This window comes from Nocardia asteroides (assembly GCF_021183625.1).
GTDB lineage: Bacteria > Actinomycetota > Actinomycetes > Mycobacteriales > Mycobacteriaceae > Nocardia > Nocardia asteroides_A.
Genome location: NZ_CP089214.1, coordinates 2,761,516 through 2,785,160, shown reverse-complemented (window position 1 = coordinate 2,785,160; position 23,645 = coordinate 2,761,516). Strand labels below are relative to the sequence as shown.

Sequence of the window (23,645 nt, the reverse complement as noted above, 5' to 3'; positions counted from 1 at the left end):
AGACGTTACGCGCGTAACCGCCGGTTATCAACGGTGTGCTGCGAGTGCGCCCGCGGTGTCCAGGTCGGCGTAGGCGGCGGCGTACCGCTCGGCCAGCGCCAGCGCGATGTCCGGGCGCTGCCAGAGCTCGCCCGCGCTCGCGGTGCAGAGCCAGAGCGTCAGCCCGTGTGCGACGGAGGCGCGGTAGCCGTCCCTGATCTCGGTCGCCGACGGCAGCTCGGCGGCCGGGAGCTCCAGTGCGCCGCGGTACTCGGCGAGCAGGTCGGTCTCGGCGCGCCGCCGGTCCTCGATGGTGAGCGAGCCCTGCAGGAAGTAGCCGAGGTCGAGCGACCAGGAGCCGCGCCTTGCCACCTGCCAGTCGAGGAAGCCGACCCGGGCGCCGTCGAGCAGGTAGGTGTTGCCGATGTGCGCGTCGCCGTGCAGCAGCGTCTGCGGGCCGGTGGTGAGGCTCGCGATGTACGGCTTCCAGATGTCGTCGATCAGCGCGCCGATGGTCAGCTCGCGTACGGCGGGCGGGGCGTCGGGGAGCCGGTCGAGCGCGGCGGGCAGCGGGGCGATCTCCATGCCGTCCCACGGGACGAAGGGCTCCAGCCAGGCGAGCTCCGGGTGCTGCTCCAGCCGGACGCCCCAGTAGGTGCCGTGCAGCCGGGCCAGGGCGCGTACGCCGTCGGCGGCCTGGTCGACGGTGAGCGGGCGGGTGGCGTCGCGGGGGTCGGCGCCGCGTTCGGCGAGATCCTCCATGACCAGCAGGAAGTCCTCGCGCTGCTCGTCGATCAGCGCGGTGTGCACGGCCGGGTGCTCGATGGGGAGCGGCAGTCCGCTCTGGAAAAGCCGCGGTTCGTGGTACATGCCGCTGGTCATCTTGATCAGCTCTTTGTGCGCGGGGTCGGCGGCCTTGACGAACACCGAGCGCGGGCCGGGCGTGCCCGCGTACTCCAGGCCGAGCCGGGCGCGGCGGTTGGTGCCGTCGTCGCGCAGCGTCACCTGCACCGCGGTCACCCGGACGCCGGGGAAGTCGGCGGCGAGCGCCGCGGTCATCCACTCCGGGGTGATCTCCGCCCAGTCGGCGGGGATCGGGAGGTCGTGCGTCATCGAGAACCTCTCTCAGCCATCGAGGAGAACTGCATTCTCGGGAGAGGTTACGCGCGTAACCGGAGAAATCAGGTGGATTCGCGGACCTGCAGCACGACCAGGTCGGCGCCGGTGGCCTCCGCCTCGGTGGGGTAGCCGAGCGCGGTCATGAAGGCCGCGGTGGCGATGTCGACGATGGCGTCGGCGGCGAAGGCGACCGAGGTGAGCGGCGGCGCGGCGACCTCGCCGAGCGGGATGGCGTCGACGCCGATCACCGCCAGGTCGCGCGGGCACTCCAGCCCGGCCTGGCGCATGCCGTGCTGGACGACGAAGGCGGTGTCGTCGTTCTGCGCGCACACCGCGGTGACCCCGCGCTCCCGCCACTCGGTCACGACCTGGGCCGCGTTCGCCGTGCGTACCTCGGCGAGTTCCGGCTCGGGCAGCCCGCGGGCGGTCATTGCGGTGCGCAGCCCGGCCAGCCAGTACTCGCCGATCGGGCGCACCGACTCGTCGGGGGAGAAGGCGTAGGCCAGCCGCCGGTGCCCGCGCTCCACCAGGTGCGCGATCCGGACCTCGCCCGCGGTGAGGTGCAGGTTGCCGAGGTCGGCGAGGCGGCTGCTGCCCAGGTGGAAGTTGGGGATGCGGGCCGCCTCGACGGCGGCGAGCGCGGCGCCCTGCAGCGGGTAGACGCCGGTCACGGCGACCGGGTCCAGGTCGGTGATGGCGTTCACGACGGCGGCCTCGTCGCCGGTGTCGAAGAGGAGCACCTGCATGACGCCGCGGCGCGCGAGCTCGGTCGTCATCCTGGTGCTCACCTCGATCGCCAGCGCGTTCAGCGCCACCTGCGGGAGCACGAAGAGCACGACGCCGCTGCGCCGGCGGGCCAGGTTGCGGGCCGCGAGATTGGGGCGGTAGCCGAGTTCGTCGGCGGCGCGCCGGACCGCGGCCCTGGTCTGCTCGGAGATCGAGCGGCCGGGGACGTCGTTCAGGACGTAGCTGACGGTCGCCGTGGAGACACCGGCCTGCCTGGCCACGTCCGCCTTGGTCGGTCTCGCGGTCATCACACCCCTTCTCCTCGCCCCGGCCGCGACCATGATGGCACGGCATCCGCGCGGCGAACTGGACGTAGGCTGACGCCGTGAGCATCGACCTGCGCGCCGACCCGATCGAGCTGACCGCCGCCCTCGTCGACATCCCGAGTGTTTCCCGGGACGAGGCGGCCATCACCGACGTGGTGGAAACCGCGCTGCGCGAACAGACCTCGGGCTTCACCGTGCTGCGGCACGGCAATGTCGTCCTCGCACGTACCGACCGCGGCAGGCGGGATCGGGTGATCCTGGCCGGGCACCTGGACACCGTGCCGATCGCGGAGAACCTGCCCAGCCACTACGTCATGGAGGACGGCCACCGGGTGCTGGCCGGTTGCGGCACCGTGGACATGAAATCCGGCGACGCGGTCTTCCTGCACCTCGCCGCCACCGTGGCCGATCCGGTCTGTGATCTCACCCTGATCTTCTACGACTGCGAGGAGATCGCGGCCCGCTACAACGGCCTCAACAGCATCGAGCGTGACCTCCCCGAGTGGCTGGAGGCCGACCTCGCGATCCTCGGCGAGCCGTCGGCGGGCTGGGTCGAGGCCGGCTGCCAGGGCACGCTGCGGGCCAAGCTCAGCACCGCGGGCGTGCGCGCGCACTCGGCCCGGTCGTGGCTGGGGGACAATGCCATCCACCGGCTCGCCCCGGTGCTGGAGCGGCTGTCGAGCTACCGCGGCCGCGAGGTCGACATCGACGGCTGCGTCTACCGTGAGGGGCTCTCCGCGGTGCGGGTCGGCGGCGGGGTCGCCGGCAATGTGGTGCCGGACGCCGCCGAGGTCGAGGTGAACTTCCGCTTCGCCCCCGACCGCTCGGTGCAGCAGGCCGCCGAGCACGTCGCCGAGGTCTTCTCCGGGCTGGAGCTGGAGCTGGAGGTCACCGACTCGGCGGCGGGCGCGCTGCCGGGGTTGCGAGCGCCGGCGGCGGCCGACCTGATCGCGGCGGTGCGCAAGCAGGGCGGCGGCGGGGTGCGGGCCAAGTACGGCTGGACCGATGTGGCCCGGTTCGCGGCCCGCGGCATCCCGGCGGTGAACCTCGGGCCCGGCGATCCGAACCTGGCGCACAAGCGCGACGAGCGGGTGCCGGTGCGGCAGATCACCCAGGTCACCGAGGTGCTCAGGGGGTACCTGACCGACGGCGCGTGACGCCGGGGCAACAGCCGGGCGAACAACTCGGTCCCCGCGCTCGGGCGAGGTCGCGGCCGGTAGCGTGGGGCGCATGTCCACCGACGCCGAAGCTGCCGGTCAGCGCAGGCCCTCCACCAGGTTTCGCGGCCCGCTCGTCTTCCGCAGGGCGCGCCGGGACGGCAGCACCGCCGATCGCAACCTGCTCGACAGGCGCGGCGATTCGGACTGGGTGCACACCGACCCGTGGCGGGTGCTGCGCATCCAGGCCGAGTTCGTCGAGGGGTTCGGCGCGCTCGCCGAGGTGCCGCGCGCGGTCACCGTCTTCGGCTCGGCGCGCACCGGGGAGGAGCACCCGGAGTACCAGGCCGGGCTCGCCATCGGCGCGGCGCTGGCCGAGGCGGGGTACGCGGTGATCACCGGCGGCGGGCCGGGCGCGATGGCGGCCGCGAACCGCGGCGCCTGCGAGGCGGGCGGCTACTCGATCGGGCTCGGCATCGAGCTGCCGTTCGAGCAGGGGCTGAACGAGTGGGTCGACCTCGGCATCAATTTCCGCTACTTCTTCGTGCGCAAGACCATGTTCGTCAAGTACTCGCAGGCATTCGTCTGCCTCCCCGGCGGTTTCGGCACCCTGGACGAGCTCTTCGAGGCGCTCACCCTGGTCCAGACCCGCAAGGTCACCCGGTTCCCGATCGTGCTCTTCGGCACCAGGTTCTGGGGCGGGCTGGTCGACTGGATCCGGGACTCGCTGGCCGCCTCCGGCAAGATCTCGCCGGAGGACCTGGACCTGCTCTACGTCACCGACGACGTCGCCGAGGTGGTGGAGATCATCCGCACCTCCGGCGGCACCGGCAAGGTGGACGCGCTCGGCACCGAGGACGAGTGGTGACCGCTGCGAACGGGTACGCCGTCTGCGTGTACTGCTCGGCAAGCACCACCGACCCGGAGTACGTGCGGCTCGCGGCCCGCGTCGGCACCGAGATCGCGCACCGCGGCTGGCGGCTGGTCTCCGGCGGCGGGCACGTCTCGATGATGGGCGCGGTCGCCACCGCGGCGCGGGCGGGCGGCGCGCACACGCTCGGCGTCATCCCGAAGCACCTGGTGCACCAGGAGGTCGCCGACGTCGACTCCGACGAGCTGGTCGTCACCGACACCATGCGCCAGCGCAAGCAGGTCATGGAAGAGCGCGCGGACGCCTTCCTCGTGCTGCCCGGCGGCATCGGCACCCTGGAGGAGTTCTTCGAGACCTGGACCGGCGGCTACCTCGGCGAGCACGGCAAACCGGTGGTCCTGCTGGACGCCGACGGCTTCTACACCGGGCTGCTCGACTGGATCGCGACCCTGCGCGACCGCGGCTTCGTCACCGCGGCGGCGCTGGACCGGGTGGTGGTGGCCCCCGACCTGCCGTCCGCCTTCGCGGCGCTGGAGCCCGCGTCCGCCTGAGAGGAGAACCGCGGTGAGCACCCCGTCGACGGTCGGCCTGCTCGACATCGTCACCCGGCTGCCCGGCATGGTGCCGGACGCGCCTGCCATGCTGCGCAACGCCTTCGGGCTGCTGCACGCCCGCTCGGTGGGGTTCGCCTTCCAGCAGGTCGCGCACAGCGTTCCGGACCGGGTGTTCCTGCGCTTCGAGGGCGCCGCCTTCACCTACCGCGAGGCGAACGCCGAGGTGAACCGGTACGCCGCGGTGCTCACCGCGGCCGGGGTGCGCCGCGGCGACGTGGTCGGGATCCTGCTGCAGAACCGGCCGGAGGCGCTCTTCGCGGTGCTCGCGACGGTCAAACTCGGCGCCACCGCCGGGCTGCTCAACCACCACCAGCGCGGCGAGGTGCTCGCGCACAGCATCGAGCTGCTGGCGAGCCGGGTGCTGGTCGCGGGGGCGGAGTGCGCGGAGGCGCTGGACTCCCTGGACGAGCGCCCGGGCAACCTGCTCGCGGCCGAGGAGCTGGCCGAGCGGGCGCGCACCGCCGCCGCCGACGACCCGCCCGCCTGCGCGCGGGTGCGGGCGAGCGAGCGCGCCTTCCTGATCTTCACCTCCGGCACCACCGGCATGCCGAAGGCCAGCGTCATGACACACCTGCGCTGGAGCAGGGCGATGTCCGGGCTCGGCGGGTTCGGGGTGCGGCTGCGCGGCTCGGACACGCTCTACTGCTGCCTGCCGCTCTACCACAACAACGCGCTCACGGTCGCGCTCGCCTCGGTGCTCGCGGGCAACGCGACGCTCGCGCTCGGCCGGAGTTTCTCGGTCTCCCGGTTCTGGGACGAGGTGATCCGGGAGCGCGCCACCGCCTTCGTCTACATCGGCGAACTCTGCCGCTACCTGCTGAACCAGCCGGAGCGCGCCACCGACCGCGGGCACCGGGTGCGGCTCGCCGTCGGCAACGGGCTGCGCCCGGAGCTCTGGGACGATTTCCAGCGCCGCTTCCGGGTGCGCCGGATCGTCGAGTTCTACGGGGCCAGCGAGGGCAATATCGCCTTCGTGAACGGGTTCGGGGTGCCGCGCACCGCCGGGTTCGGGCCGCTGCCGTACGCCGTTGTCGAGTACGACGAGGAGGCGGGCGGACCGCGCCGCGGCCGGGACGGGAAGCTGCGCCGGGTGCGCACCGGCGAGGCCGGGCTGCTGCTCGCCAAGGTCACCAGGCTCACCCCGTTCGACGGCTACACCGACCCGGCGGCGGGCGAGGCCAAGCTGGTGCGCGACGGCTTCCGCCGCGGCGACGTCTGGTTCGACACCGGCGACCTGGTGCGCGACCAGGGCTGGTTCCACATCGCCTTCGTGGACCGGGTCGGCGACACCTTCCGCTGGAAGGGCGAGAACGTGGCGACCACCGAGGTGGAGGGTGCGCTCGGCGCGGCCCCCGAGCTCGCGCAGGCCGTCGTGTACGGGGTCGAGGTGCCCGGCGCGGACGGCAGGGCCGGGATGGCGGCGGTGGTGCTGCGCCCGGACGCCGAGTTCGACGGCGCTGCGCTCGCCGCGCTGGTGTACGACCGGCTGCCCGGGTACGCCCGCCCGCTCTTCGTCCGGGTGGTCGGCGAGCTGGAGCAGACCTCGACCTTCAAGAGCCGCAAGGTGGAGCTGCGGAACCAGGGCTTCGACCCGGACGCCGACGGCGAGCTGTACGTGCTGGACGGCAGGGCGGCCGGCTACGTGCCGTTCCGCGCCGGCTACCCGGCCGAGGTCGCCGCAGGCCGCGCCCCGCGCGGCTGATCCGGACACCACCGACCGGTCGTCATCCCCCTCGGTACAGTCGGAGCATGATCAGCGCCAGCCATCTCCCGGAGGGGAGTGCCCCGCCGCCCACCCTCTGCGGCAGGCCGGTGGCGACGGATCGGGCCCTGGTCATGGCGATCGTGAACCGCACCCCGGACTCCTTCTACGACCGCGGCGCCACCTTCACCGACGCCGCCGCGATGGACGCCGTCGCGCGCGCGGTGGACGAGGGCGCCGACCTGGTCGACATCGGCGGCGTCAAGGCAGGCCCGGGCGCCGAGGTGGACGCCGCCGAGGAGAGCCGTCGGGTGGTTCCCTTCGTCGCCGCCATCCGGTCCCGCTACCCCGAGTTGCTGATCAGCGTCGACACCTGGCGCGCCGAGGTCGCGCTGGCCGCCGGGAAGGAGGGCGCCGACCTGGTGAACGACACCTGGGCCGGCGCCGACCCCGAGCTGGTCCTGGTCGCCGCCGAGCGCGGTATGGGGATCGTCTGCAGCCACACCGGCGGCGCGATCCCGCGCACCCGCCCGTTCCGGGTGCGCTACGCCGACGTGGTGGCCGAGGTGACCGCGGTGGTCACCGCGGCGGCCGAGGCGGCGCTCGCGGCGGGGGTGCGGCGGGACGGAATCCTCATCGATCCGACCCACGATTTCGGCAAGAACACCTACCACGGGCTCGCTCTGTTGCGCGGAGTGGACGTTCTTGTAAAGACCGGATGGCCAGTCTTGATGGCGCTGAGCAACAAGGATTTCATCGGGGAGACTCTTGGTGTCGGACTATCCGAACGGCTGGAGGGCACCCTGGCGGCGACGGCGTTGTCGGCGGCACAGGGCGCCCGAGTGTTCCGGGTTCACGAGGTCGCCGCCACCCGCCGGGTGGTGGACATGACCGCGGCGATCCAGGGCATCCGGCCGCCGGCGCGAACATTGCGAGGACTGGTATGACGAACCGCTATCGCGAGCACGGCTGGGCGAACACCCACACCTGGGACGCCCCCGACTGGACCGTCGACGAACTGGTCGACGCCAAGGACGGGCGCACGGTCTCCGTGGTGCTGCCCGCCCTGAACGAGGAGGAAACCGTCGCCGACGTGGTGGCCAGCATCCGGCCGCTGCTCGGCACCCTGGTGGACGAGCTGGTCGTGCTCGACTCCGGCTCCACCGACGCCACCGCCGCGCGCGCCCGCGCCGCCGGGGCCAGGGTGGTGAGCCGGGAGCAGGCGGTGCCGGAGCTGGAGCCGGTGACCGGCAAGGGCGAGGTGCTCTGGCGCTCGCTCGCCGCCACCGGTGGCGATCTGGTCGCCTTCGTGGACTCCGATCTCATCGACCCGGACCCGTCCTTCGTGCCGCGGCTGCTCGGGCCGCTGCTCACGGTGCCGGATCTGCACCTGGTGAAGGCGTACTACCGGCGGCCGCTGCGGCAGGGCGCCGCGGTGGACGCCACCGGGGGCGGGCGGGTCACCGAGCTGGTGGCGCGGCCGCTGCTCGCCGCGCTGCGGCCGGGGCTCACCCCCGTGCTGCAGCCGCTCGGCGGGGAGTACGCGGGGACGAGGGAGCTGCTCACCTCGGTGCCGTTCGCGCCCGGCTACGGCGTCGAGATCGGGCTGCTGCTCGACACCTACGACCGGCTCGGGCTGCACGCCATCGGGCAGGTGAACCTCGGGGTGCGGACCCACCGCAACCGGCCGCTCTCCGACCTCGGGGTGATGTCGCGGCAGATCCTCGGGACGGTGCTCGGGCGCTGCGGAATCCCCGACTCCGGGGCGGCGCTCACCCAGTTCCCGCTGATCGGGGACGAGTTCACCGCGCACAGCACGCACGTCTCGCTCGCCGACCGCCCCCCGATGAACACGCTGCGCCCCGCCGAGGTCGCAGCCTGAATTCGCTTACCCGTCCGCCGAATCGGTCGTCGCCCCCGGCGGCTCCGATTCGGCGGCGAGGCGGGCGCGCAGTTCGTCCACGGAGACCTGTTCGTTCTCGCGCGGGCGGCGCAGGCGCAGGATCAGCGCGGTGCCGAGCGCCAGCGCCGAGATCGCCAGGGCGAGCAGGACGAAGGCCGGCTCGCTCACGGCCCGTTCCCGCGCAGCTGGAATCCGGCGGGCACGTCGCCGCTGTGGAAGTACTCGGTGAAGACCTGGGCGGCGTGCGCGGCGGTGAACATCTCGTCCGCGTGCACGTACCGGTCGGCGCTGCCGCACGGGATGGGCACGCCGGGCGCCCCGGTCCTGGCGCCGGGCAACCCGAGCACGTAGTGCCGCGGCGGCCCGCCGCCACCGGTGCGGCACAGCTCGATGGTGAGCGCGTCGGCCGCGCCGAGGCACTGCACGAAGTTGCCGCCGAAGGCGGTGCTGTCGGCGAGCGTGATCCCGGTGGCGGGCAGCGGGATCGGCAGCCGGGCGAGGTTCAGCGCGTAGCGCCGCCTGCCGTCGAGCCCGCGCAGCGGGCGCAGGTACCGCGCCACCGCCTCGTCGGGGCCGATGAAGACGCGGAGCCGGTCGCTGTAGGTCATCCGATGGGTCACCAGCGCGCCGGTATCGCTCGCCACGGCCGGGACGCGGAACCCGCCGTCATCGGAGGTCGCCACCACGGAGTTCACCTTACTGCCCATCAGTTATCGCGCAGCAATTCAAACACGAACGTAGGAAAGGTGGGCCGGAAGCGGCGGTGAACTCCAACACAATCGAGTGCGGCGGGGTATGGCCGGTTCAGCGCCGCAGCCGGGCCGGGCGCGGGTCGGCATCGTGCCGGTAGACCGGGGTGAGCAGGTCGGCATCGACCGGCTCCCCGGTCGCCCGTTCGTATTTCACCGCGATGAGCACGGAGAACAGGTGGCTGTCGGCCCGCTCGTGCAGCGTCGCCAGCCGGGTGGCGAGCAGCCGCACCGCGCCGAGCGAGCCGGGCGGATGCAGCCCGTCGATCACCAGGATCGTGCCGCGCCCGTCGGGCCGGGGTAGCCGGGCCAGGTAGGCGATGTCGTGCGGCTCGGGGCCGCCCGGCCGGTAGACCCGCCGCGCCGCGCGATCCTCGATCCCGCGCCTGGCATCGCCCGCCCGGGTGATGGTGCGGCGCAACCGCGGATCGGCGGTCACCAGCTGGCGCAGGCTGGGGGAGAGCTCGGGGCCGCCGAGCACGATCAGCCCGTCCCGGTTGAGGTCCAGCGGGCGCCCGGGCAGGAAGTTCTCCACCACCACGGCGAAGCCCAGCTGGCGCAGGAGCTCCGCGAGCCGCTGCGCGGCCGCCGGGTCCGGCGCGCCGAGCACGCGCCCCGCCCTGACCTCGGGGACGAGCACGCGCAATGCCCCGTGCCCGAAGAACAACCCCTCGGGCGCCGGGCCCTGGGTACTCACCTGGTGGATTCTGGCCCGGGAAAGACCCGCGGCGGCACCGATTCTCGCGAACGTCCAGCCCTCGTCGTGCAACTCGCGGATGACCGCGCGGCGGATCCGGGTGAGCTCGTTGATGGTCTGCTGGGCCGCCGCGACTCCCTCGGTTGCCGCCTTGAGTCGATCGACCTTGTCCTCGATCGCAAAGACCCGTGCCACGTCATCGGCCGACATGTGCGAAGTCTAGACAGACGACCAGCATCCTGCGTCTAGCCTGCTTGACGCTTCCCGGCCGGTCAGCGGCATGATCAGGTGGCGTCGGTGTCGATCGGCGGACGCTCGTTGTGCCCCAACGGTTTGACGTCCTTCGTCAGGCTCGGACCGGTCGGTTTCGGGTAGTCCGGCATGGCGCCACCCGTACCGAACAGGTCGTTCGTGTCCGGCACGGCCCGCTCCAGATCGCGGAAGATCGACTCGTCGCCGTTCAGCAGATGCTTGGTGACCATCGCCCGCGGCGACATTCCGCGCAGCTCGTTCAGGTCGGCGAGCGGCTTGCGCAGATCGTCGAATTCCGGCCCGAGTTCTTCCCGGAGCTGGGAGGTGGCGCCGCTGGCGTAGTCACGTACCTGCCTGAGGCTGCGCGTGGTCCAGCGCACGGCGCCGGGCAACCGCTCCGGACCGAGGATTACGAGGGCGGCGACGATGAGGATGACGAACTCGCCCCAGCCGATATTGCTGAACACCGCTCCAGGCTACCCTCCGACCGCGGCCGACCGGTCAGTCGGATTGCAGCGTGACCGGAACGTCCACCTGCCTGCCGTCCCGGATCAGCGTGACGTTCACCGTCTCCCCGATCTTGCGCGTCTGCACCGCGACCACCAGCTCGTCCGGCCCGGTGACCTCGCGGTCGCCGACCTTCACGATCACGTCGCCCTCGACGATCCCGGCCTTGGCGGCCGGGCCGTCCGGCTGCACGTCGGCCACCGCGGCGCCGCTCATCACCTCGTTCGCGACCTGCCTGGTGTTGGCGCTGACCCCGATCATCGGGTGGTGCATCTCGCCGTCCCGGATCAGCGTCTGCGCGACCTCGGTCATCACGTCCACCGGGATGGCGAAGCCGAGCCCGACCGAGCCGCCGGTCTCCGAGCGGATCGCGGAGTTGATGCCGACCACCCGGCCCTGCATGTCCACCAGCGCGCCGCCGGAGTTGCCCGGGTTGATCGAGGCGTCGGTCTGCACCGCGTCGATCACGGCGTTGGTGTCGCTGCCCTCGCCGGAGAGCTTCACCGGCCGGTGCAGCGCGCTGACGATGCCGGAGGTGACGGTCTTGCTCAGCCCGAGCGGCGAGCCGACGGCGAGCACGTCGTCGCCGACCTGCACCTCCTCGGACTTGCCGAGCTGGGCGACGGTCAGGTTGTTCGCCTCCACCTTGATCACGGCGAGGTCGGTCTTCGGGTCGCGGCCGACGATCCTGGCAGGCACCCGGGTGCCGTCGTTGAAGGTGACCTGGATGGCGGCGCGGCCGCTGGTGTCCTGTGCGGCCATCGAGATCACGTGGTTGTTGGTGACCACGTACCCGGCGCCGTCGATCACCACGCCGGAGCCGGTGGCGCCGTTGTCGCCGACGGTGACCCGGATGGAGACCACCGCGGGCAGCACCGCGTCGGCCACCGCGGCGATCTGGCCGTGCGGCTCCTCGCCGCCCTCGACCTGCTCCAGGGTGACCTTGCGTGAGGTCAGGGTGGAGGCCGTCTCCGCGGTGAGCCTGCCGACCAGCCCGCCGAGCAGCCCGATCACCAGCGCGGCGGCGGCGAGCACGGCCAGCGCCCGCGGCGCGACCCGCGACCCGAAGAGCACCTCGCGCGCGGTCAGCCGCTCGGCGGCGGGCAGCGTGGCCGGCTTCGGGGTGGGCAGCGCGGGGGCGCCGAGCCTGGCGCCCGCGGCGGGATCGCGCCACGGGTCGGCGGGGCCTGCGATCCGATCGTCCCGCTCGGTGGCGTCCGGGTCGCGCTGCAGCAGCTCGGCGGAGCCCTCCGGCCTGCCGAACGCCTCGGCCAGCACGGTGTCCGGCGGGCGCTGCGGGACCGGGTCCGGGCCGCTTCCGGCGGCGCGCGCCTGGTCGTGCGCGGCGAACGAGCCGCTCAGCCCGGAGGGCCTGCGGAAGGTGGAGGCGGTGTGCGTATCGATGTGCGGCCGGTACACCGGGCGCGGGCCGAGCACCGGGGCGTCCGGCGGCCGCAGATTCCCCCGGTTCGGCGCCGAATCCGAGGTGTCGGCCGATCCGGGATTCGTCGATTCGGTGGTCACCCGGTGAACTCTACTTGCGCCACCACGTTGTCCACCGGGTCGCGGTGAACGATTCCGACAGGAAGCCGAAGACCGCCTCGTCACGGCGGTTCTCCCGGTGCGCGGGGCCGGGCTGCGGCTCGGCGAACGGGATGCGGCTCAGGCTGTCGTGCAGCCCGTGCGGGGCCGACACCGCGCCGGAGCGGCGCAGCACGATCCGCGCCTGCTGCTGGGCGTCCACCTCGGCGGCGCACTCCGGGCAGGCCGCGAGGTGCTGGGCCGCGCGCAGGTAGGCGTTCATCCGCAGCTCGCCGTCGACATAGGCCGCGACGGCTTCGCTGGCCAGGTGCTCGGTGGCGTGGAACCGGGGCGGCCGGCCCGACGCGCTGGAGTCGCCACTCATTCGGTGCTCACCCTTCCGACTATCGACATCGACCACAGCAGGTGGGTGACGCCGACCCTGCCGGGTCACCCGATCGTCGAGTCAGCGTTGGACCGCTGCTGTGCTCCATTATGCGCAAGGTGATCCCGGATGGCCTGACGGCCGCGGTGGATCCGGCTGCGCACGGTACCCAGCTTGACACCGAGCGTGGCGCCGATCTCCTCGTAGGAGAGCCCCTCGATGTCACACAGCACGACCGCGGCCCGGAACTCGGGGGCCAGCGAGTCCAGCGCGGACTGCAGATCCGGGTCGAGCCTGGCGTCGTGGTAGACGTCCTCCGGGGTCGGGCCGTTGGCGGGCACCCGGTCGTAGTCCTCCGGCAGCGCCTCCATCCGGATGCGGTTGCGCCTGCGGACCATGTCGAGGAAGAGGTTGGTGGTGATGCGGTGCAGCCAGCCCTCGAAGGTGCCGGGCTGGTAGCTCTGCAGCGAGCGGAACACCCGGATGAAGGTCTCCTGGGTGAGGTCGTCGGCGTCCTGGGCGTCGCCGGAGAGGCGGTAGGCCAGCCGGTAGACCCGGTCGGCGTGCTCGCGGACGAGCTCCTCCCAGGACGGCATGGCGGAGCGGTCACCGGTCGCGTCGAAGGCGGCGGTTCCGGTCAGGTTTTCCGGCGAATCCTCGGCAACCGCATCGGTGGCATCGAAGTCGCCCGGCTCGGGATGTTCCGGCAGGGTGGCGTATTCTCTCGCCGCATCGACCATGTGGATGGGGCTACCTCCTACTAGGGACCGTAAACGCCGCGGGTCGTCGACGGTGACAACCGACAGGGGGTGCATCGTTGTTCCCGTCGCCCGCGTTTACCGTCCAGCGGTTTCCGCGTGGTTCACACTCTCTCCTGCCGTCATATGCCCTGGATATATAGAGGCTGAGGGTGAGCTGAGAAAATCGCGCGGGCGCGTGGAGCGACCCGGTACCGCCTGGTCCGCATTAGCCTCATGGTCGTGGCATCGAACCTGGAGCGCACCCTCGCCTACGTCGAGGACTCGGTCGTGGAGGACGAGATCCTCGTCGGCGCCCGCGAACGGGCACTCGAGCTCGGCGTGGCACCGGTGCCGCCGTCGGTGGGCGCGCTGCTGAGCATGTACGCCCAGCTGCTCGCCGCCCGCGCGGTGGTCGAGGTCGGCACCGGGGCAGGCATCAGCGGGTTGTGGTTGCTGGACGGCATGCGCGAGGACGGCACGCTGACCACCATCGACCCGGAGTACGAGTACCAGCGCGCCGCCAAGGAGGCGTTCCGCGCCGCGGAGATCCCCACCGCGCGCACCAGGCTGATCAACGGCCGCGCGCTCGACGTGCTGCCCCGGCTCGCCGACGGCGCCTACGACCTGGTCTTCGTCGACGCCGCGCCGATCGAGCACCCGCAATACGTGGCGGAGGGCGTGCGGCTGCTCCGCGACGGCGGCGCCATCCTGCTGCACAACGCGCTGCTCGGCGGCCGGGTGCCGGACCCGGCGCAGCGCGATGCCACCACGCACGCGGTGCGCGCCGCGCTGCGCGCGGTCGCCGAGGATCCGCGGCTGACCAGCGTGCTCATCCCGGTCGGTGACGGCCTGCTCTGCGCCAGCCGGGGCTGAACCGGCGATTTCCGGTCCCGCACGGGGGTATTCGGGCCGTAAGCTGTTCAAAGGGACGGCCCGGCAACGAGATCGAGGTGCGGCATGATCTGGGGACGCGGCGGCAGTACGTACATCGCGGTGGAGACCACCGAGGCGGCCGCCACCAACAGCGGCGGGGACGGCCTGCAGCGCTGGCTGATCCGCGCCTTCATCGGCGTGCTGCTGGTGGTGGTGATCGCCATCGTGCTCGCCATCATGCTCGGCGGCGGCAACTCCAGCGACCGGCCGCACACCAACACGACCATCCCGAGCCAGCCGGGCAACTGCTACCCGTTCGCCTGCCGCTAGACCCAGACGCCCTTGCCGACGGTGACGACGCCGCCGTTGCTCACCGCGAAGCGCTCGCGGTCGCGCTCCAGGTCGACGCCGATGATCTCGCCCTCGCCGACGACGACGTTCTTGTCCAGGATGGCCCGGCGCACCACCGCGCCCCGGCCGATCCGCACGCCGGGCATGAGCACGCTGCCCTCCACCGTCGCGCCGTCGTCGATCATGACGTTGGAGCTGAGCACCGAGGTGCGCACGGTGGCCGCGGAGAGAATGCTGCCCGCGCCGACGATCGACTCCTGCGCCAGCCCGCCCTGCGCGAACTTGGCGGGCGGCAGGTTCTCCGCCGCGCCGCGGATCGGCCAGTGCCGGTTGTAGAGGTTGAAGACCGGGTGCACCGAGACCAGGTCCATGTGCGCGTCGTAGAAGGCGTCGATGGTGCCGACGTCGCGCCAGTAGCCGTGGTCGCGGGCGGTGGCGCCGGGCACCTCGTTGTCGGCGAAGTCGTAGACGCTCGCCTCGCCCGCGGCGACCAGGGTGGGGATGATGTCGCCGCCCATGTCGTGGTCGGAGTCGGAGTTCTCCGCGTCCGCCTTGATCGTGTCGACCAGCACCTTGGTGGTGAAGACGTAGTTGCCCATCGAGGCGAAGGTCACGTTGGGGTCGTCCGGGGTGCCCGGCGGGTGCGCAGGCTTCTCCAGGAACTGGGTGATCCGGCCGGTCTCGTCCGAATCGATGCAGCCGAAGGCGCTGGCCTCGCTGCGCGGCACCCGGATCCCGGCGACGGTGACGCCCGCGCCGGAGTCGATGTGGTGCCGCACCATCTGCTCCGGGTCCATCCGGTACACGTGGTCGGCGCCGAAGACCACGATGTACTCCGGGTCCTCGTCGTAGATGAGATTCAGCGACTGCATGATCGCGTCCGCGCTGCCGGTGTACCAGCGCGGCCCGAGCCGCTGCTGAGCGGGCACCGGGGTGATGTACTCGCCGGCGAAGCCGGAGAGCCGCCACGTCTGCGAAATGTGCCGGTCCAGCGAGTGCGACTTGTACTGCGTCAGCACACAGAGCCGGAGGAACCCGGCGTTGACCAGGTTGCTCAGCACGAAGTCGATGAGTCGATAGGCCCCTCCGAACGGAACGGCCGGTTTGGCACGATCCGCGGTGAGGGGAAATAGTCGCTTGCCCTCGCCACCGGCGAGCACGATCCCGAGTACGTGCGGCTGGCTCCTCACGAAGCCCAAACTACCGTGCCACCGCCGGGCGAGTGGCCCGGGCAGGCAGGAGCGTCTAGTTTGGGACCGGTGAGTTTCGGCACGGACGGCGAACGCTCGGCAGCGCGCTCCGACGGGCAGGGGCATTCGGACCCGCGGCTGCGGGTCGCGATGATGACTCGGGAGTACCCACCCGAGGTATACGGCGGTGCCGGGGTGCACGTCACCGAGCTGACCGCGCGGCTGCGCCGGTTGTGCGAGGTCACGGTGCACTGCATGGGCGTTCCGCGGGCGGATGCCGTTGTGCACGCCCCCGATCCGGAGCTGGACGGCGCCAATGCCGCGCTGCGGATGATCTCCACCCAGGTCCGGATGGCCGGCGCCGTCGGCGACTTCGACGTGGTGCATTCGCACACCTGGTACACCGGGCTGGCCGGGCACCTCGCGAGCACGCTCTACGGGATCCCGCACGTGCTCACCGCGCACTCGCTGGAGCCGCGGCGGCCGTGGAAGGCCGAGCAGCTCGGCGGCGGGTACCGGCTCTCCTCGTGGTCCGAACGCAACGCCGTGGAGCTGGCGGACGCGGTGATCGCGGTCAGCGACGGCATGCGGCACGACGTGCTCGACGCCTACCCGGCGCTGGACGCAGGGCGGGTGCACGTGGTGCGCAACGGCATCGACGCGACGCTCTGGCATCCGGGCGCGGCCGCGGACGGGGCGCCGCGGGTGCTCGACGAGCTCGGTGTGCGCCGCGATCGGCCGATCGTCGCCTTCGTCGGGCGGATCACCCGGCAGAAGGGGGTCGGGCACCTGCTCGCCGCCGCGCGCGATTTCGACCCGGAGATCCAGCTGGTGCTCTGCGCGGGCGCACCGGACACGCCCGAGCTGGAGGCCGAGGTCATCGCGGCCGTCGCCGAGCTGCGCGAGCGGCGGAGCGGGATCTTCTGGGTGCGCGAGATGCTGCCCACCGAGCAGATCAGGCAGATCCTCGCCGCCGCGGCGGTCTTCGTCTGCCCGTCGGTGTACGAGCCGCTCGGCATCGTGAACCTGGAGGCGATGGCGGCGGGGACCGCCGTCGTCGCCTCGGATGTCGGCGGGATTCCCGAGGTGGTGGTCGAGGGCGTGACCGGGAACCTGGTGCGCTACGACCCGGCCGCCGCCGCGGAGTACGAGCGCGGGCTGGCCGAGGCGGTGAACCGGGTCGCCGCCGATCCGGAGCTGGCGGCGCGGTACGGCGCGGCCGGGCGCGAGCGGGCCATCGCCGAATTCGACTGGGCGCGCATCGCCGAGCAGACGGAAGCGGTGTACCGCTCGCTGCGCTGACGCACGCGGCTGTGCGGTGCCGCGCGGGGTTCACCGACGTGCGCGGGTGTGCGGTCCGCTCGGTGTTCACCGAGGTGCGCGGGTGCGGGGTGCCGCTCGGGGGGCTGCCGGGCGGCACCGGGGGCTGCGGCAGGTCAGGACGCGGCGCGGGGGCCGTAGGTGCCGATGCGGACGGATGCGGTGATCCGGAGTTCGTCCGGCAGGGCCGCGATCCGAGCGACGGTCTCGGCGCCCGCGTGGAAGGCCGATGGGCCCATGTGCACCAGGAGCGCGGCGTCGGCGCGGGTGAGCGTCATCGGGTACTCGACGATCTCTGTTCCCAGCGCGGAGAAATCCGCGGCCAGCGCGGCCGCCAGCTTGCGCTCCTTGTCCGGGTCGACCCGGACCAGCCCGAGCGGCCCGATCAGCTCGGCGAGGTGCCGCTCGGTGGGCGTGGCGACGACGAACCGCCCCCCGGGGGCGAGCACCCGCGCCACCTCGGCCGGGTTGCGCGGGGCGAAGACCGTGAGCACGGTGTCGACGGCGGCGGGGCGCAGCGGGAGCCCGCGCCACACGTCGGCGAGCACCGCGGCGGCGCGCGCATGGGCCCGGGCGGCGCGGCGCGCGGCGGGTTTGGCGATGTCGAGCGCGATCCCGCAGGCGCCGGGCGCGGCATCGAGCGCCGCGCCGAGAAAGTAGCCGTTGCCCGCCCCTATTTCGAGCAGCACGCCGTTTCCCTCCGGGGGCGCCGCGGCGGTGGCGACCGCCGCGGCGACCGGAGCGAAATGACCCCGCGCGTGAAAATCGGAACGAGCCTGGAGCATGTCGGCCGTATCACCGGTGAACCGGCTGGCGGCACCGGTGAGCAGGCTGACGTATCCCTGGCGTGCGAGGTCGAAACTATGGCCGCCGGCGCACCGCAGCGCGCCGCCGGCGGCGTCGAGCGCGAGTCCGCAATTCGGACACGCGAGTAACTCGGCGAGCTCGGCGAGTACCGCGCTGCTAGCTGGTGACACTCTTCAGTTCGTCACCCAGTGCAGCCGCTTCATCCGGTGTGAGCTCGACGACCAGCCGTCCGCCACCCTCGAGTGGAACCCGCATGACGATCCCACGCCCTTCCTTGGTTGCCTCGAGGGGACCGTCCCCGGTACGGGGCTTCATGGCCGCCATCCTCTGCTCCCTCCAGATCTGCGCGCTATTTCGCGCACTTCTCGGAACTCCAGTTGTCACCAACCGGCGCACCCCGCCGACAATCGACGAGATACACCGGGTTCTATTCTTCCCTATCCCGCTTCTTCTCGGACAGGTGCGTTCGAAAACGAGTCCTCGAACCGCACCCAGCAGTCGGCGACATGGTCGTCCACCATTCCCACCGCCTGCATCAGGGCATATGCCGTCGTTGGCCCGACGAAGCGGAATCCGCGCTTTTTCAGCGCGCGCGCCATGGCGGTGGATTCCGGGGTCACGGCGGGAATCTCGGCCCCGGTGCGCGGGCGTGGCCGCGCGGGCGGGGCGAACGACCAGAGCAGCGCGTCCAGCCCGCCGTCCAGCTCGGCGGCGACCCTGGCGTTGGCGATGGTGGCCTCGATCTTCGCCCGGTTGCGCACGATGCCCGCGTCGGTGAGCAGCCGTTCGACCTCGGCCGGGCCGAACTCGGCCACGCGCTCGATCGCGAAATCGGCGAAGGCGGCGCGGAAGGCGGGGCGTTTGCGCAGGATCGTGATCCAGGAGAGCCCGGACTGGAATGCCTCCAGCGACATCCGCTCGTAGAGCGCGTCGTCGCCGTGCAGGGTGCGGCCCCATTCGGTGTCGTGGTAGTCGAGGTAGAGCTGAGAGCCGAGCGGCCAGGGGCAGCGGATGCGGCCGTCGTCGGCCGGGGAGGTCACGGATTCGCCGAATCGCCGGGGCGGGAGATGCGGCGCGGGCGGGGTTGTTCCGGGACGGGGGCCGAAATGTCGCCGGTGGACGGCACGGCGAATTCTCCGGTGCGGAATATCCCGTTCCGGGCGGGAGGCGGGAATTCTCCCGAGCCGGGGTGCGAGACAGCGGGGACCGCGGGTTGCGGGGCCCGCTGCTCCGAGGACGCACCGTCGCGCCCGGCGTGCGCCAGCGCGAGTTCGTGCTGGAGTTCGTCGATCCGCTCGGCGAGCCGGGCCAGCGCCCAGTCCACCTCGACGGCCTTGTACCCGCGGACCACCTGCTGGAAGCGGAGCGAGCGCACGTCGGCGCCCGCGATGCCTGCGGCGGGCAGCACGGTCGCGGTCGTCCTCTCGGGCAGCGGCCCGAGCTCCTCGGCCCGGCCGAAGACGGCGCCCGCCAGCAGGAAGAGCACCGCGGCCACCAACCCGACGATCAGCACGTACAGCAGCAGCGTGAGCATGCCCCGAGCTTATTGGTGCGGCCGGGCTACAGGTGCCGGGTGGTGTCGATGCCGAGCGACATGCCAGCCAGCCCGCGCCTGCGCACGGCCAGCTTGTCGGCGACCTCGAGCAGCGCCTTGGCCGCCGGGCTGTCCGGGTCGCGCAGCACGATCGGGGTGCCGTCGTCGCCGGATTCGCGCACCGCCTGCTCGATCGGGATCTGCCCGAGCAGCGGCACCGTCGCGCCGACCGCGCGGGTGAGCCGGTCGGCCACCGCCTGGCCGCCGCCGGAGCCGTAGAGCTCCATCCGGTCGCCGTTCGGCAGGTCCAGCCAGGACATGTTCTCCACCACGCCGGCGATCCGCTGCCTGGTCTGCAGCGCGATGGCGCCCGCGCGCTCGGCCACCTCGGCGGCGGCCGGCTGCGGCGTGGTGACGACGAGGATCTCCGCGCCCGGGATGAGCTGGGCGATGGAGATGGCGACGTCGCCGGTGCCGGGCGGCAGGTCGAGCAGCAGCACGTCCAGATCGCCCCAGAAGACGTCGGCGAGGAACTGCTGCAGCGCCCGGTGCAGCATCGGGCCGCGCCAGACCACCGGGGTGTTGCCCTGGGTGAACTGCGCGATCGAGATCATCTTCACGTCGTGCGCGACCGGCGGCATGATCATCCGCTCGACCTGGGTGGGGCGGGCGTCGGTGCCGAGCATGCGCGGGATGGAGTGGCCGTAGATGTCGGCGTCGAGCACGCCGACGGAGAGCCCGCGCGCCGCCATGGCGGCGGCCAGGTTCACCGTGACGCTGGATTTGCCGACGCCGCCCTTGCCGGAGGCGACCGCGTAGACGCGGGTGAGCGACCCGGGCTGGGCGAACGGGATGACCGGCTCGGCGGAGTCGCCGCGCAGCGACTTGCGCAGCTCGGTGCGCTGCTCGTCGTTCATCACGTCGAGTTCGACGGTTACCGCGCCGACGCCGGGCACGTCGGAGACCGCGCGGCTGACCCGCTGGCTGATCTCGGTCCGCATCGGGCATCCGGCGGTGGTCAGGTAGACCTCGACGTGCACGTCACCGGAGTCGGCGACGCCGATGCTCTTCACCATGCCCAGTTCGGTGATCGGTTTGCGGATCTCCGGGTCGTCCACCTTGGCGAGGGCGCCCCGCACGTCCGCTTCCGTTACCACTGACATGAGAACCGAGTCTAGTGGCGTCAGATGCGGGGCAGGTCCGCGGGCTTCGGCGCGACGTTGCTGCTGTACGAGTTCGCCCAGGCCATGACGTTGGCGACGTAGGCCATCGAGTTGTTGTAGCGCAGGATCGCCTTGGTCTGCTGCGAGAGGTCGCGCATGTCGAGGCCGCCGTGGCAGAGGTACTTGCCCGCGGTGAGCGTGGCGTCGAAGAGGTTCTGCGGGTCGGCGATGCCGTCGCCGTTGCCGTCGGCGGCGAACTTGGTCCAGGTCGCAGGCAGGAACTGCATGGGGCCGATGGCGCGGTCGTAGCCGCCGAGGTTGTCGAGCGAGCCGCCGTCGCTGTCGCGGATGACGTTGTTGCCGTAGAGCGAGCCGTCCAGCACCGGGCCGTAGACCGGCTTGAGCGGGTTGCCGTCCCGGTCGGCCTTGCCGCCGTAGACGTGCGTCGACTCGACCCGGCCGATCCCGGCCAGGGTGGACCAGCCCATGTGGCAGTCGGGGTTCTCGACGGCGAGCCGGTCCTCGGCGTTCTGGTACGCGGCGATCGCGATGCCGGGGATGCCGAGCGAGCCCGATGGCAGGTCGGCCATGGCCCGGTCGCCCGCCAGCGCCACCGTCTTGACCACGGGGGGCGCGGACGGCTTCGCCATGGCGTGCTCGGCGGTGGCCACCGCGGCGACCGGCTGGGCGCCGACGACCTCGGCGGCGTCCGGGTTCGTCGTCTCCGGCTCCAGCACGTCGCCCTGCTCGTTGGTGAGCAGGTCACGCGGGTTCGGCAGGTGCTGCGCGACGGCCGCCGGGCTGATGTTCGTCGTCGCGGTCACGGCCGCGAGGCCGGCCGGTACCAGGCCGGTCAGCGCGAGAACCGAGCTGCGCTTGAAGGACGCGGAATGCTGCTTACGGTGACGCCCCACGGTGCGGTGACCCTCCATGCTCGACGCTCGGACGATCAGAGGCTACCGCAGCCGAGATGTTTTTGTTACCCCTTCGTGATGCGCATTGTGTTTAACCGGGCTGACCTGGCGGTTTATTCGTGATCCGATTGTGATCGGCGGTTTCTGCCGATCACGGAACGGGCGGGGCCGGGGGTGCGGGCAGCGGGATGGTGATCCCGAAGGGGAGCACCAGTCCGGGCGGCGGGGCCGCCGGGTCCTGGGCCGGGGCGACCGGCTGCCCGTCCGGGCCGAATTCCAGCGGTTTGCCGTCCGGGCCGAGCGGGCGATCCGGCTGGCCCTGCGGCAGTGCCTGCCCCTGCGGAGCCTGCGGACCCGGCTGCGGCAGATTCTCGCCACGCGGGGCCTGCGGGCCGGGCTGCGGCAGGTTCTCGCCCTGCGGCGGCTGCGGGCCGGTCTGCGGCAGCGTGCGGCCCTGCGGCTGCGCGGGCGGGCAGAAGATGCCGCAGGGGATCGGCGGCAGCCCGGGAATGGTGATCATCGGCTCGGGGACCGGGGTGCTCGTCGTAGCGGGCGCCGGGTCCTCCAGCGGCAGGCCGTCCGGCCCGGTGGTGCCGGGAACGGCGGCCGGGACGGTGGTGCCCGGCGCGGAGGCGGCGAGCACGCCGGGCGTATTGCCCCAGCCCCCCGACCCCGGAGCGATCGCCTCCGGCGAGACCCGCCCCGCCGACGGCGACCCACCCGTCCGATACGCCGCCGACCAACTCAACACATCCGCCGCGTACGACATCGAATTGTTGTACCGCAACACCGCACGCAACTCCTGCGCCCGATCCCGCAGATCCAACCCCCCACTGCACAGATACTTCCCCGCCGCCAACGCCGCATCGAACACATTGTGCGGATCCGACGCACCGTCACCATTACCGTCCGCCGCGTAATGCGCCCACGTCGACGGCAGGAACTGCATCGGCCCCACCGCCCGCACGAACCCACCACCCGACGCCGCGATCACCTCGTTACCCGGCAACGAACCATCCAACGCCGGACCGAAAATCGGCGTCACCGTCGTCCCCGCCGCATCCGTGCGGCCCCCACCCGCATGCCCCGACTCGATCCGCCCGATCCCCGCCAGCAGACTCCACGACACCCCACACCCCGGCTGCGCCGACGCCAACGCCAACTCCGCATTCCGATACGCCGCCAACACCACCTCCGGAATACCGAGCAACCCCGACCCCGACGGCAACGCGATACTCCGCAGCACCGGCCCGGCACCCACCGGAACAGCACCATCCGCCGGCGGGACAACCGCCCGCAATTCGCGCGCTATCCCGCTGTTGTCGAGCGGAAGCAGCCCGACAACCCGGGACTGCGGTGTCTGGGACGGATCGACTCCGATGTCTGTGCCATTCCCGGTGGACCCCACCAGCAGCGCTTCGCCCGCGTCGCCGACATCGCGGGCCGAGACCATCGACCCGGAGCCGACGGACGCCAAACCCGCTGCTACCAGTAGTGACACCGTGATCGGGGCAGATTTGCGCACGTGACCACTCACCAATCTATCGTCTTGGGAGCAACTGTCCGGGACATCCCCTTCCCTGCAGCTGCTCTGGACAACGGTATCCAGGTTACCCACCGGTCAGAACGTTGTCGGTCGATTCCCGAGATCGTTTTCCGTACGCTCCTCCGGTCCGGCCGGCGGCGCCGCTGTCCGCACGGCACTCTTCTTGCGATTCGCCTTGACCGGCTTCCCGGATCGTCCCGGGTCGCCGGGCCCGCCCGCGGCGGCCTCGATGCGGTCGAGCACCTCGCGCATCTCGTCCAGCTCGCGGCGCAGGTAATCCCTGGTGGCGACCTCGCCGACGGCGATGCGGAGCGCGGCCAGCTCCCTGGCCAGGAACTCGGTGTCGGCCTTGGTCTGGGCCGAGCGCAGCCGGTCCTCCTCCAGCGAGACCCGGTCGCGGTTGTCCTGCCGGTTCTGCGCCAGCAGGATCAGCGGCGCGGCGTACGCGGCCTGGGTGGAGAAGGCCAGGTTGAGCAGGATGAACGGGTACGGGTCCCAGCGCAGCGCGATGACGAAGACGTTGAGCAGGATCCAGACGATGACGACGCAGGTCTGGATCGCCAGGTAGCGGCCGGTGCCGAGGAAGCGCGCCACCCGCTCGCTGCCCCTGGCCAGCGCGTCGGAGTCCCAGTCGATGCGGAAGCGGCCGCCCGCGGCGGGGGTCTCCAGCCGTTGCCGCGCCGGGTTCACCGGGCGGCT

General features: G+C 72.1%; 27 protein-coding genes and 1 pseudogene. 9 read left to right on the top strand and 19 right to left on the bottom strand.

Features of this window, described 5'->3' with window-relative positions; genetic code table 11:
• Nucleotides 1–27 precede the first annotated feature (27 nt).
• A complete protein-coding gene (locus LTT61_RS13470) occupies nucleotides 28–1,092 on the bottom strand; it encodes an ecdysteroid 22-kinase family protein (protein ID WP_233020299.1) in 1,065 nt (354 codons plus the stop codon).
• A gap of 68 nt (nucleotides 1,093–1,160) precedes the next feature.
• Entirely contained in the window at nucleotides 1,161–2,132 is a 972-nt protein-coding gene (locus LTT61_RS13465) for a LacI family DNA-binding transcriptional regulator (RefSeq protein WP_233020298.1), read from the bottom strand.
• A 77-nt stretch (nucleotides 2,133–2,209) separates the two neighbouring features.
• Here LTT61_RS13465 and dapE point away from each other — a divergent pair, with 77 nt between their 5' ends.
• From dapE to LTT61_RS13435, 6 genes are all read left to right on the top strand, one after another.
• Nucleotides 2,210–3,307, top strand: a complete 1,098-nt coding sequence (gene dapE / locus LTT61_RS13460) for a succinyl-diaminopimelate desuccinylase (RefSeq protein ID WP_233020297.1) — start codon at nucleotides 2,210–2,212, stop codon at nucleotides 3,305–3,307.
• A gap of 73 nt (nucleotides 3,308–3,380) precedes the next feature.
• Nucleotides 3,381–4,175, top strand: coding sequence for a TIGR00730 family Rossman fold protein (locus LTT61_RS13455; RefSeq protein ID WP_233020296.1), 795 nt, complete (start codon nucleotides 3,381–3,383; stop codon nucleotides 4,173–4,175).
• Entirely contained in the window at nucleotides 4,172–4,729 is a 558-nt protein-coding gene (locus LTT61_RS13450) for a TIGR00730 family Rossman fold protein (RefSeq protein ID WP_420094782.1), read from the top strand. Before LTT61_RS13455 ends, LTT61_RS13450 begins: the two co-directional genes overlap by 4 nt.
• Nucleotides 4,730–4,742: 13 nt before the next feature.
• A complete protein-coding gene (locus LTT61_RS13445) occupies nucleotides 4,743–6,494 on the top strand; it encodes a long-chain-acyl-CoA synthetase (RefSeq protein WP_269821883.1) in 1,752 nt (583 codons plus the stop codon).
• A gap of 47 nt (nucleotides 6,495–6,541) precedes the next feature.
• A complete protein-coding gene (gene folP, locus LTT61_RS13440; protein WP_233020294.1) occupies nucleotides 6,542–7,441 on the top strand; it encodes a dihydropteroate synthase in 900 nt (299 codons plus the stop codon).
• Entirely contained in the window at nucleotides 7,438–8,376 is a 939-nt protein-coding gene (locus LTT61_RS13435) for a glucosyl-3-phosphoglycerate synthase (protein WP_233020293.1), read from the top strand. Before folP ends, LTT61_RS13435 begins: the two co-directional genes overlap by 4 nt.
• A 6-nt stretch (nucleotides 8,377–8,382) precedes the next feature.
• On the opposite strand, the gene LTT61_RS13430 is transcribed toward LTT61_RS13435, so the two are convergent.
• The 7 genes from LTT61_RS13430 to sigE all read right to left on the bottom strand — a co-directional run bounded on the left by LTT61_RS13430 (nucleotide 8,383) and on the right by sigE (nucleotide 13,248).
• Nucleotides 8,383–8,565 (bottom strand): hypothetical protein, encoded by a 183-nt coding sequence (locus LTT61_RS13430; RefSeq protein WP_233020292.1) that lies wholly within the window; start codon nucleotides 8,563–8,565, stop codon nucleotides 8,383–8,385.
• The gene (locus LTT61_RS13425) at nucleotides 8,562–9,080 is read right to left on the bottom strand and encodes a hypothetical protein (protein WP_233020291.1); all 519 of its coding nucleotides are present in this window, start codon (nucleotides 9,078–9,080) and stop codon (nucleotides 8,562–8,564) included. Before LTT61_RS13425 ends, LTT61_RS13430 begins: the two co-directional genes overlap by 4 nt.
• 121 nt (nucleotides 9,081–9,201) lie before the next feature.
• A complete protein-coding gene (locus LTT61_RS13420; RefSeq protein WP_233020290.1) occupies nucleotides 9,202–10,053 on the bottom strand; it encodes a hypothetical protein in 852 nt (283 codons plus the stop codon).
• A gap of 74 nt (nucleotides 10,054–10,127) precedes the next feature.
• Nucleotides 10,128–10,562: a Sec-independent protein translocase protein TatB gene (gene tatB, locus LTT61_RS13415; RefSeq protein ID WP_233020289.1), complete on the bottom strand. Its 435-nt coding sequence runs from the start codon at nucleotides 10,560–10,562 to the stop codon at nucleotides 10,128–10,130.
• 34 nt (nucleotides 10,563–10,596) lie between these two features.
• Nucleotides 10,597–12,126: a S1C family serine protease gene (locus LTT61_RS13410; RefSeq protein WP_269821882.1), complete on the bottom strand. Its 1,530-nt coding sequence runs from the start codon at nucleotides 12,124–12,126 to the stop codon at nucleotides 10,597–10,599.
• Nucleotides 12,127–12,136: 10 nt separating this feature from the next.
• The gene (locus tag LTT61_RS13405) at nucleotides 12,137–12,508 is read right to left on the bottom strand and encodes a zf-HC2 domain-containing protein (protein WP_233020288.1); all 372 of its coding nucleotides are present in this window, start codon (nucleotides 12,506–12,508) and stop codon (nucleotides 12,137–12,139) included.
• 65 nt (nucleotides 12,509–12,573) lie between these two features.
• A complete protein-coding gene (sigE, locus tag LTT61_RS13400) occupies nucleotides 12,574–13,248 on the bottom strand; it encodes an RNA polymerase sigma factor SigE (protein WP_233020287.1) in 675 nt (224 codons plus the stop codon).
• Between the two features lie 234 nt (nucleotides 13,249–13,482).
• Here sigE and LTT61_RS13395 point away from each other — a divergent pair, with 234 nt between their 5' ends.
• Together LTT61_RS13395 and LTT61_RS13390 are read left to right on the top strand one after the other, a co-directional pair.
• Nucleotides 13,483–14,121, top strand: a complete 639-nt coding sequence (locus LTT61_RS13395) for an O-methyltransferase (RefSeq protein ID WP_233020286.1) — start codon at nucleotides 13,483–13,485, stop codon at nucleotides 14,119–14,121.
• 84 nt (nucleotides 14,122–14,205) lie between these two features.
• Nucleotides 14,206–14,451, top strand: a complete 246-nt coding sequence (locus LTT61_RS13390) for a hypothetical protein (RefSeq protein WP_233020285.1) — start codon at nucleotides 14,206–14,208, stop codon at nucleotides 14,449–14,451.
• Here LTT61_RS13390 and glgC read toward each other — a convergent pair.
• Nucleotides 14,448–15,662 (bottom strand): glucose-1-phosphate adenylyltransferase, encoded by a 1,215-nt coding sequence (gene glgC / locus LTT61_RS13385; RefSeq protein ID WP_233020284.1) that lies wholly within the window; start codon nucleotides 15,660–15,662, stop codon nucleotides 14,448–14,450. The genes LTT61_RS13390 and glgC overlap by 4 nt on opposite strands.
• A gap of 138 nt (nucleotides 15,663–15,800) precedes the next feature.
• On the opposite strand from glgC, the gene glgA reads away from it, so the two are divergent.
• Nucleotides 15,801–16,964, top strand: coding sequence for a glycogen synthase (glgA, locus tag LTT61_RS13380; protein WP_233020996.1), 1,164 nt, complete (start codon nucleotides 15,801–15,803; stop codon nucleotides 16,962–16,964).
• A 134-nt stretch (nucleotides 16,965–17,098) separates the two neighbouring features.
• Here the strand turns inward: glgA and LTT61_RS13375 are convergent, their stop codons facing one another.
• The 9 genes and pseudogenes from LTT61_RS13375 to LTT61_RS13340 form a co-directional block, all read right to left on the bottom strand.
• A complete protein-coding gene (locus LTT61_RS13375) occupies nucleotides 17,099–17,671 on the bottom strand; it encodes a methyltransferase domain-containing protein (protein ID WP_332909249.1) in 573 nt (190 codons plus the stop codon).
• 183 nt (nucleotides 17,672–17,854) lie between these two features.
• A pseudogene (locus LTT61_RS32805) lies at nucleotides 17,855–17,959 on the bottom strand (methyltransferase type 11); the annotation flags it as partial.
• Nucleotides 17,946–18,113, bottom strand: coding sequence for a DUF3117 domain-containing protein (locus LTT61_RS13370; RefSeq protein WP_011211259.1), 168 nt, complete (start codon nucleotides 18,111–18,113; stop codon nucleotides 17,946–17,948). The pseudogene LTT61_RS32805 and the gene LTT61_RS13370, both read right to left, overlap by 14 nt.
• A gap of 113 nt (nucleotides 18,114–18,226) precedes the next feature.
• The gene (locus tag LTT61_RS13365; RefSeq protein WP_233020282.1) at nucleotides 18,227–18,829 is read right to left on the bottom strand and encodes a DNA-3-methyladenine glycosylase I; all 603 of its coding nucleotides are present in this window, start codon (nucleotides 18,827–18,829) and stop codon (nucleotides 18,227–18,229) included.
• On the bottom strand, nucleotides 18,826–19,323 hold the full coding sequence (locus LTT61_RS32945; protein ID WP_420094781.1) for a DivIVA domain-containing protein: 498 nt from the start codon (nucleotides 19,321–19,323) through the stop codon (nucleotides 18,826–18,828). The genes LTT61_RS13365 and LTT61_RS32945 overlap by 4 nt, the downstream gene beginning before the upstream one ends.
• A gap of 26 nt (nucleotides 19,324–19,349) precedes the next feature.
• Nucleotides 19,350–20,486 carry an Mrp/NBP35 family ATP-binding protein gene (locus tag LTT61_RS13355; RefSeq protein ID WP_233020281.1) on the bottom strand — a complete coding sequence of 379 codons (1,137 nt, stop codon included), beginning with the start codon at nucleotides 20,484–20,486 and terminating at the stop codon, nucleotides 19,350–19,352.
• 20 nt (nucleotides 20,487–20,506) lie between these two features.
• Nucleotides 20,507–21,400: a lytic transglycosylase domain-containing protein gene (locus LTT61_RS13350; RefSeq protein ID WP_233020280.1), complete on the bottom strand. Its 894-nt coding sequence runs from the start codon at nucleotides 21,398–21,400 to the stop codon at nucleotides 20,507–20,509.
• A gap of 151 nt (nucleotides 21,401–21,551) precedes the next feature.
• Nucleotides 21,552–22,925 carry a lytic transglycosylase domain-containing protein gene (locus tag LTT61_RS13345; RefSeq protein WP_233020995.1) on the bottom strand — a complete coding sequence of 458 codons (1,374 nt, stop codon included), beginning with the start codon at nucleotides 22,923–22,925 and terminating at the stop codon, nucleotides 21,552–21,554.
• 96 nt (nucleotides 22,926–23,021) lie between these two features.
• A complete protein-coding gene (locus tag LTT61_RS13340; RefSeq protein ID WP_233020994.1) occupies nucleotides 23,022–23,636 on the bottom strand; it encodes a DUF1003 domain-containing protein in 615 nt (204 codons plus the stop codon).
• Nucleotides 23,637–23,645: the final 9 nt, after the last annotated feature.

Bases quoted from the DNA above. Each gene is read 5' to 3' on its own strand.
- LTT61_RS13470 (WP_233020299.1), bottom strand. From the start codon at position 1,092: ATGACGCACGACCTCCCGATCCCCGCCGACTGGGCGGAGATCACCCCG.
- LTT61_RS13465 (WP_233020298.1), bottom strand. From the start codon at position 2,132: ATGACCGCGAGACCGACCAAGGCGGACGTGGCCAGGCAGGCCGGTGTC.
- LTT61_RS13455 (WP_233020296.1), top strand. From the start codon at position 3,381: ATGTCCACCGACGCCGAAGCTGCCGGTCAGCGCAGGCCCTCCACCAGG.
- folP (WP_233020294.1), top strand. From the start codon at position 6,542: ATGATCAGCGCCAGCCATCTCCCGGAGGGGAGTGCCCCGCCGCCCACC.
- LTT61_RS13435 (WP_233020293.1), top strand. From the start codon at position 7,438: ATGACGAACCGCTATCGCGAGCACGGCTGGGCGAACACCCACACCTGG.
- LTT61_RS13420 (WP_233020290.1), bottom strand. From the start codon at position 10,053: ATGTCGGCCGATGACGTGGCACGGGTCTTTGCGATCGAGGACAAGGTC.
- LTT61_RS13405 (WP_233020288.1), bottom strand. From the start codon at position 12,508: ATGAGTGGCGACTCCAGCGCGTCGGGCCGGCCGCCCCGGTTCCACGCC.
- sigE (WP_233020287.1), bottom strand. From the start codon at position 13,248: ATGGTCGATGCGGCGAGAGAATACGCCACCCTGCCGGAACATCCCGAG.
- LTT61_RS13395 (WP_233020286.1), top strand. From the start codon at position 13,483: ATGGTCGTGGCATCGAACCTGGAGCGCACCCTCGCCTACGTCGAGGAC.
- LTT61_RS13390 (WP_233020285.1), top strand. From the start codon at position 14,206: ATGATCTGGGGACGCGGCGGCAGTACGTACATCGCGGTGGAGACCACC.
- LTT61_RS13370 (WP_011211259.1), bottom strand. From the start codon at position 18,113: ATGGCGGCCATGAAGCCCCGTACCGGGGACGGTCCCCTCGAGGCAACC.
- LTT61_RS32945 (WP_420094781.1), bottom strand. From the start codon at position 19,323: ATGCTCACGCTGCTGCTGTACGTGCTGATCGTCGGGTTGGTGGCCGCG.
- LTT61_RS13355 (WP_233020281.1), bottom strand. From the start codon at position 20,486: ATGTCAGTGGTAACGGAAGCGGACGTGCGGGGCGCCCTCGCCAAGGTG.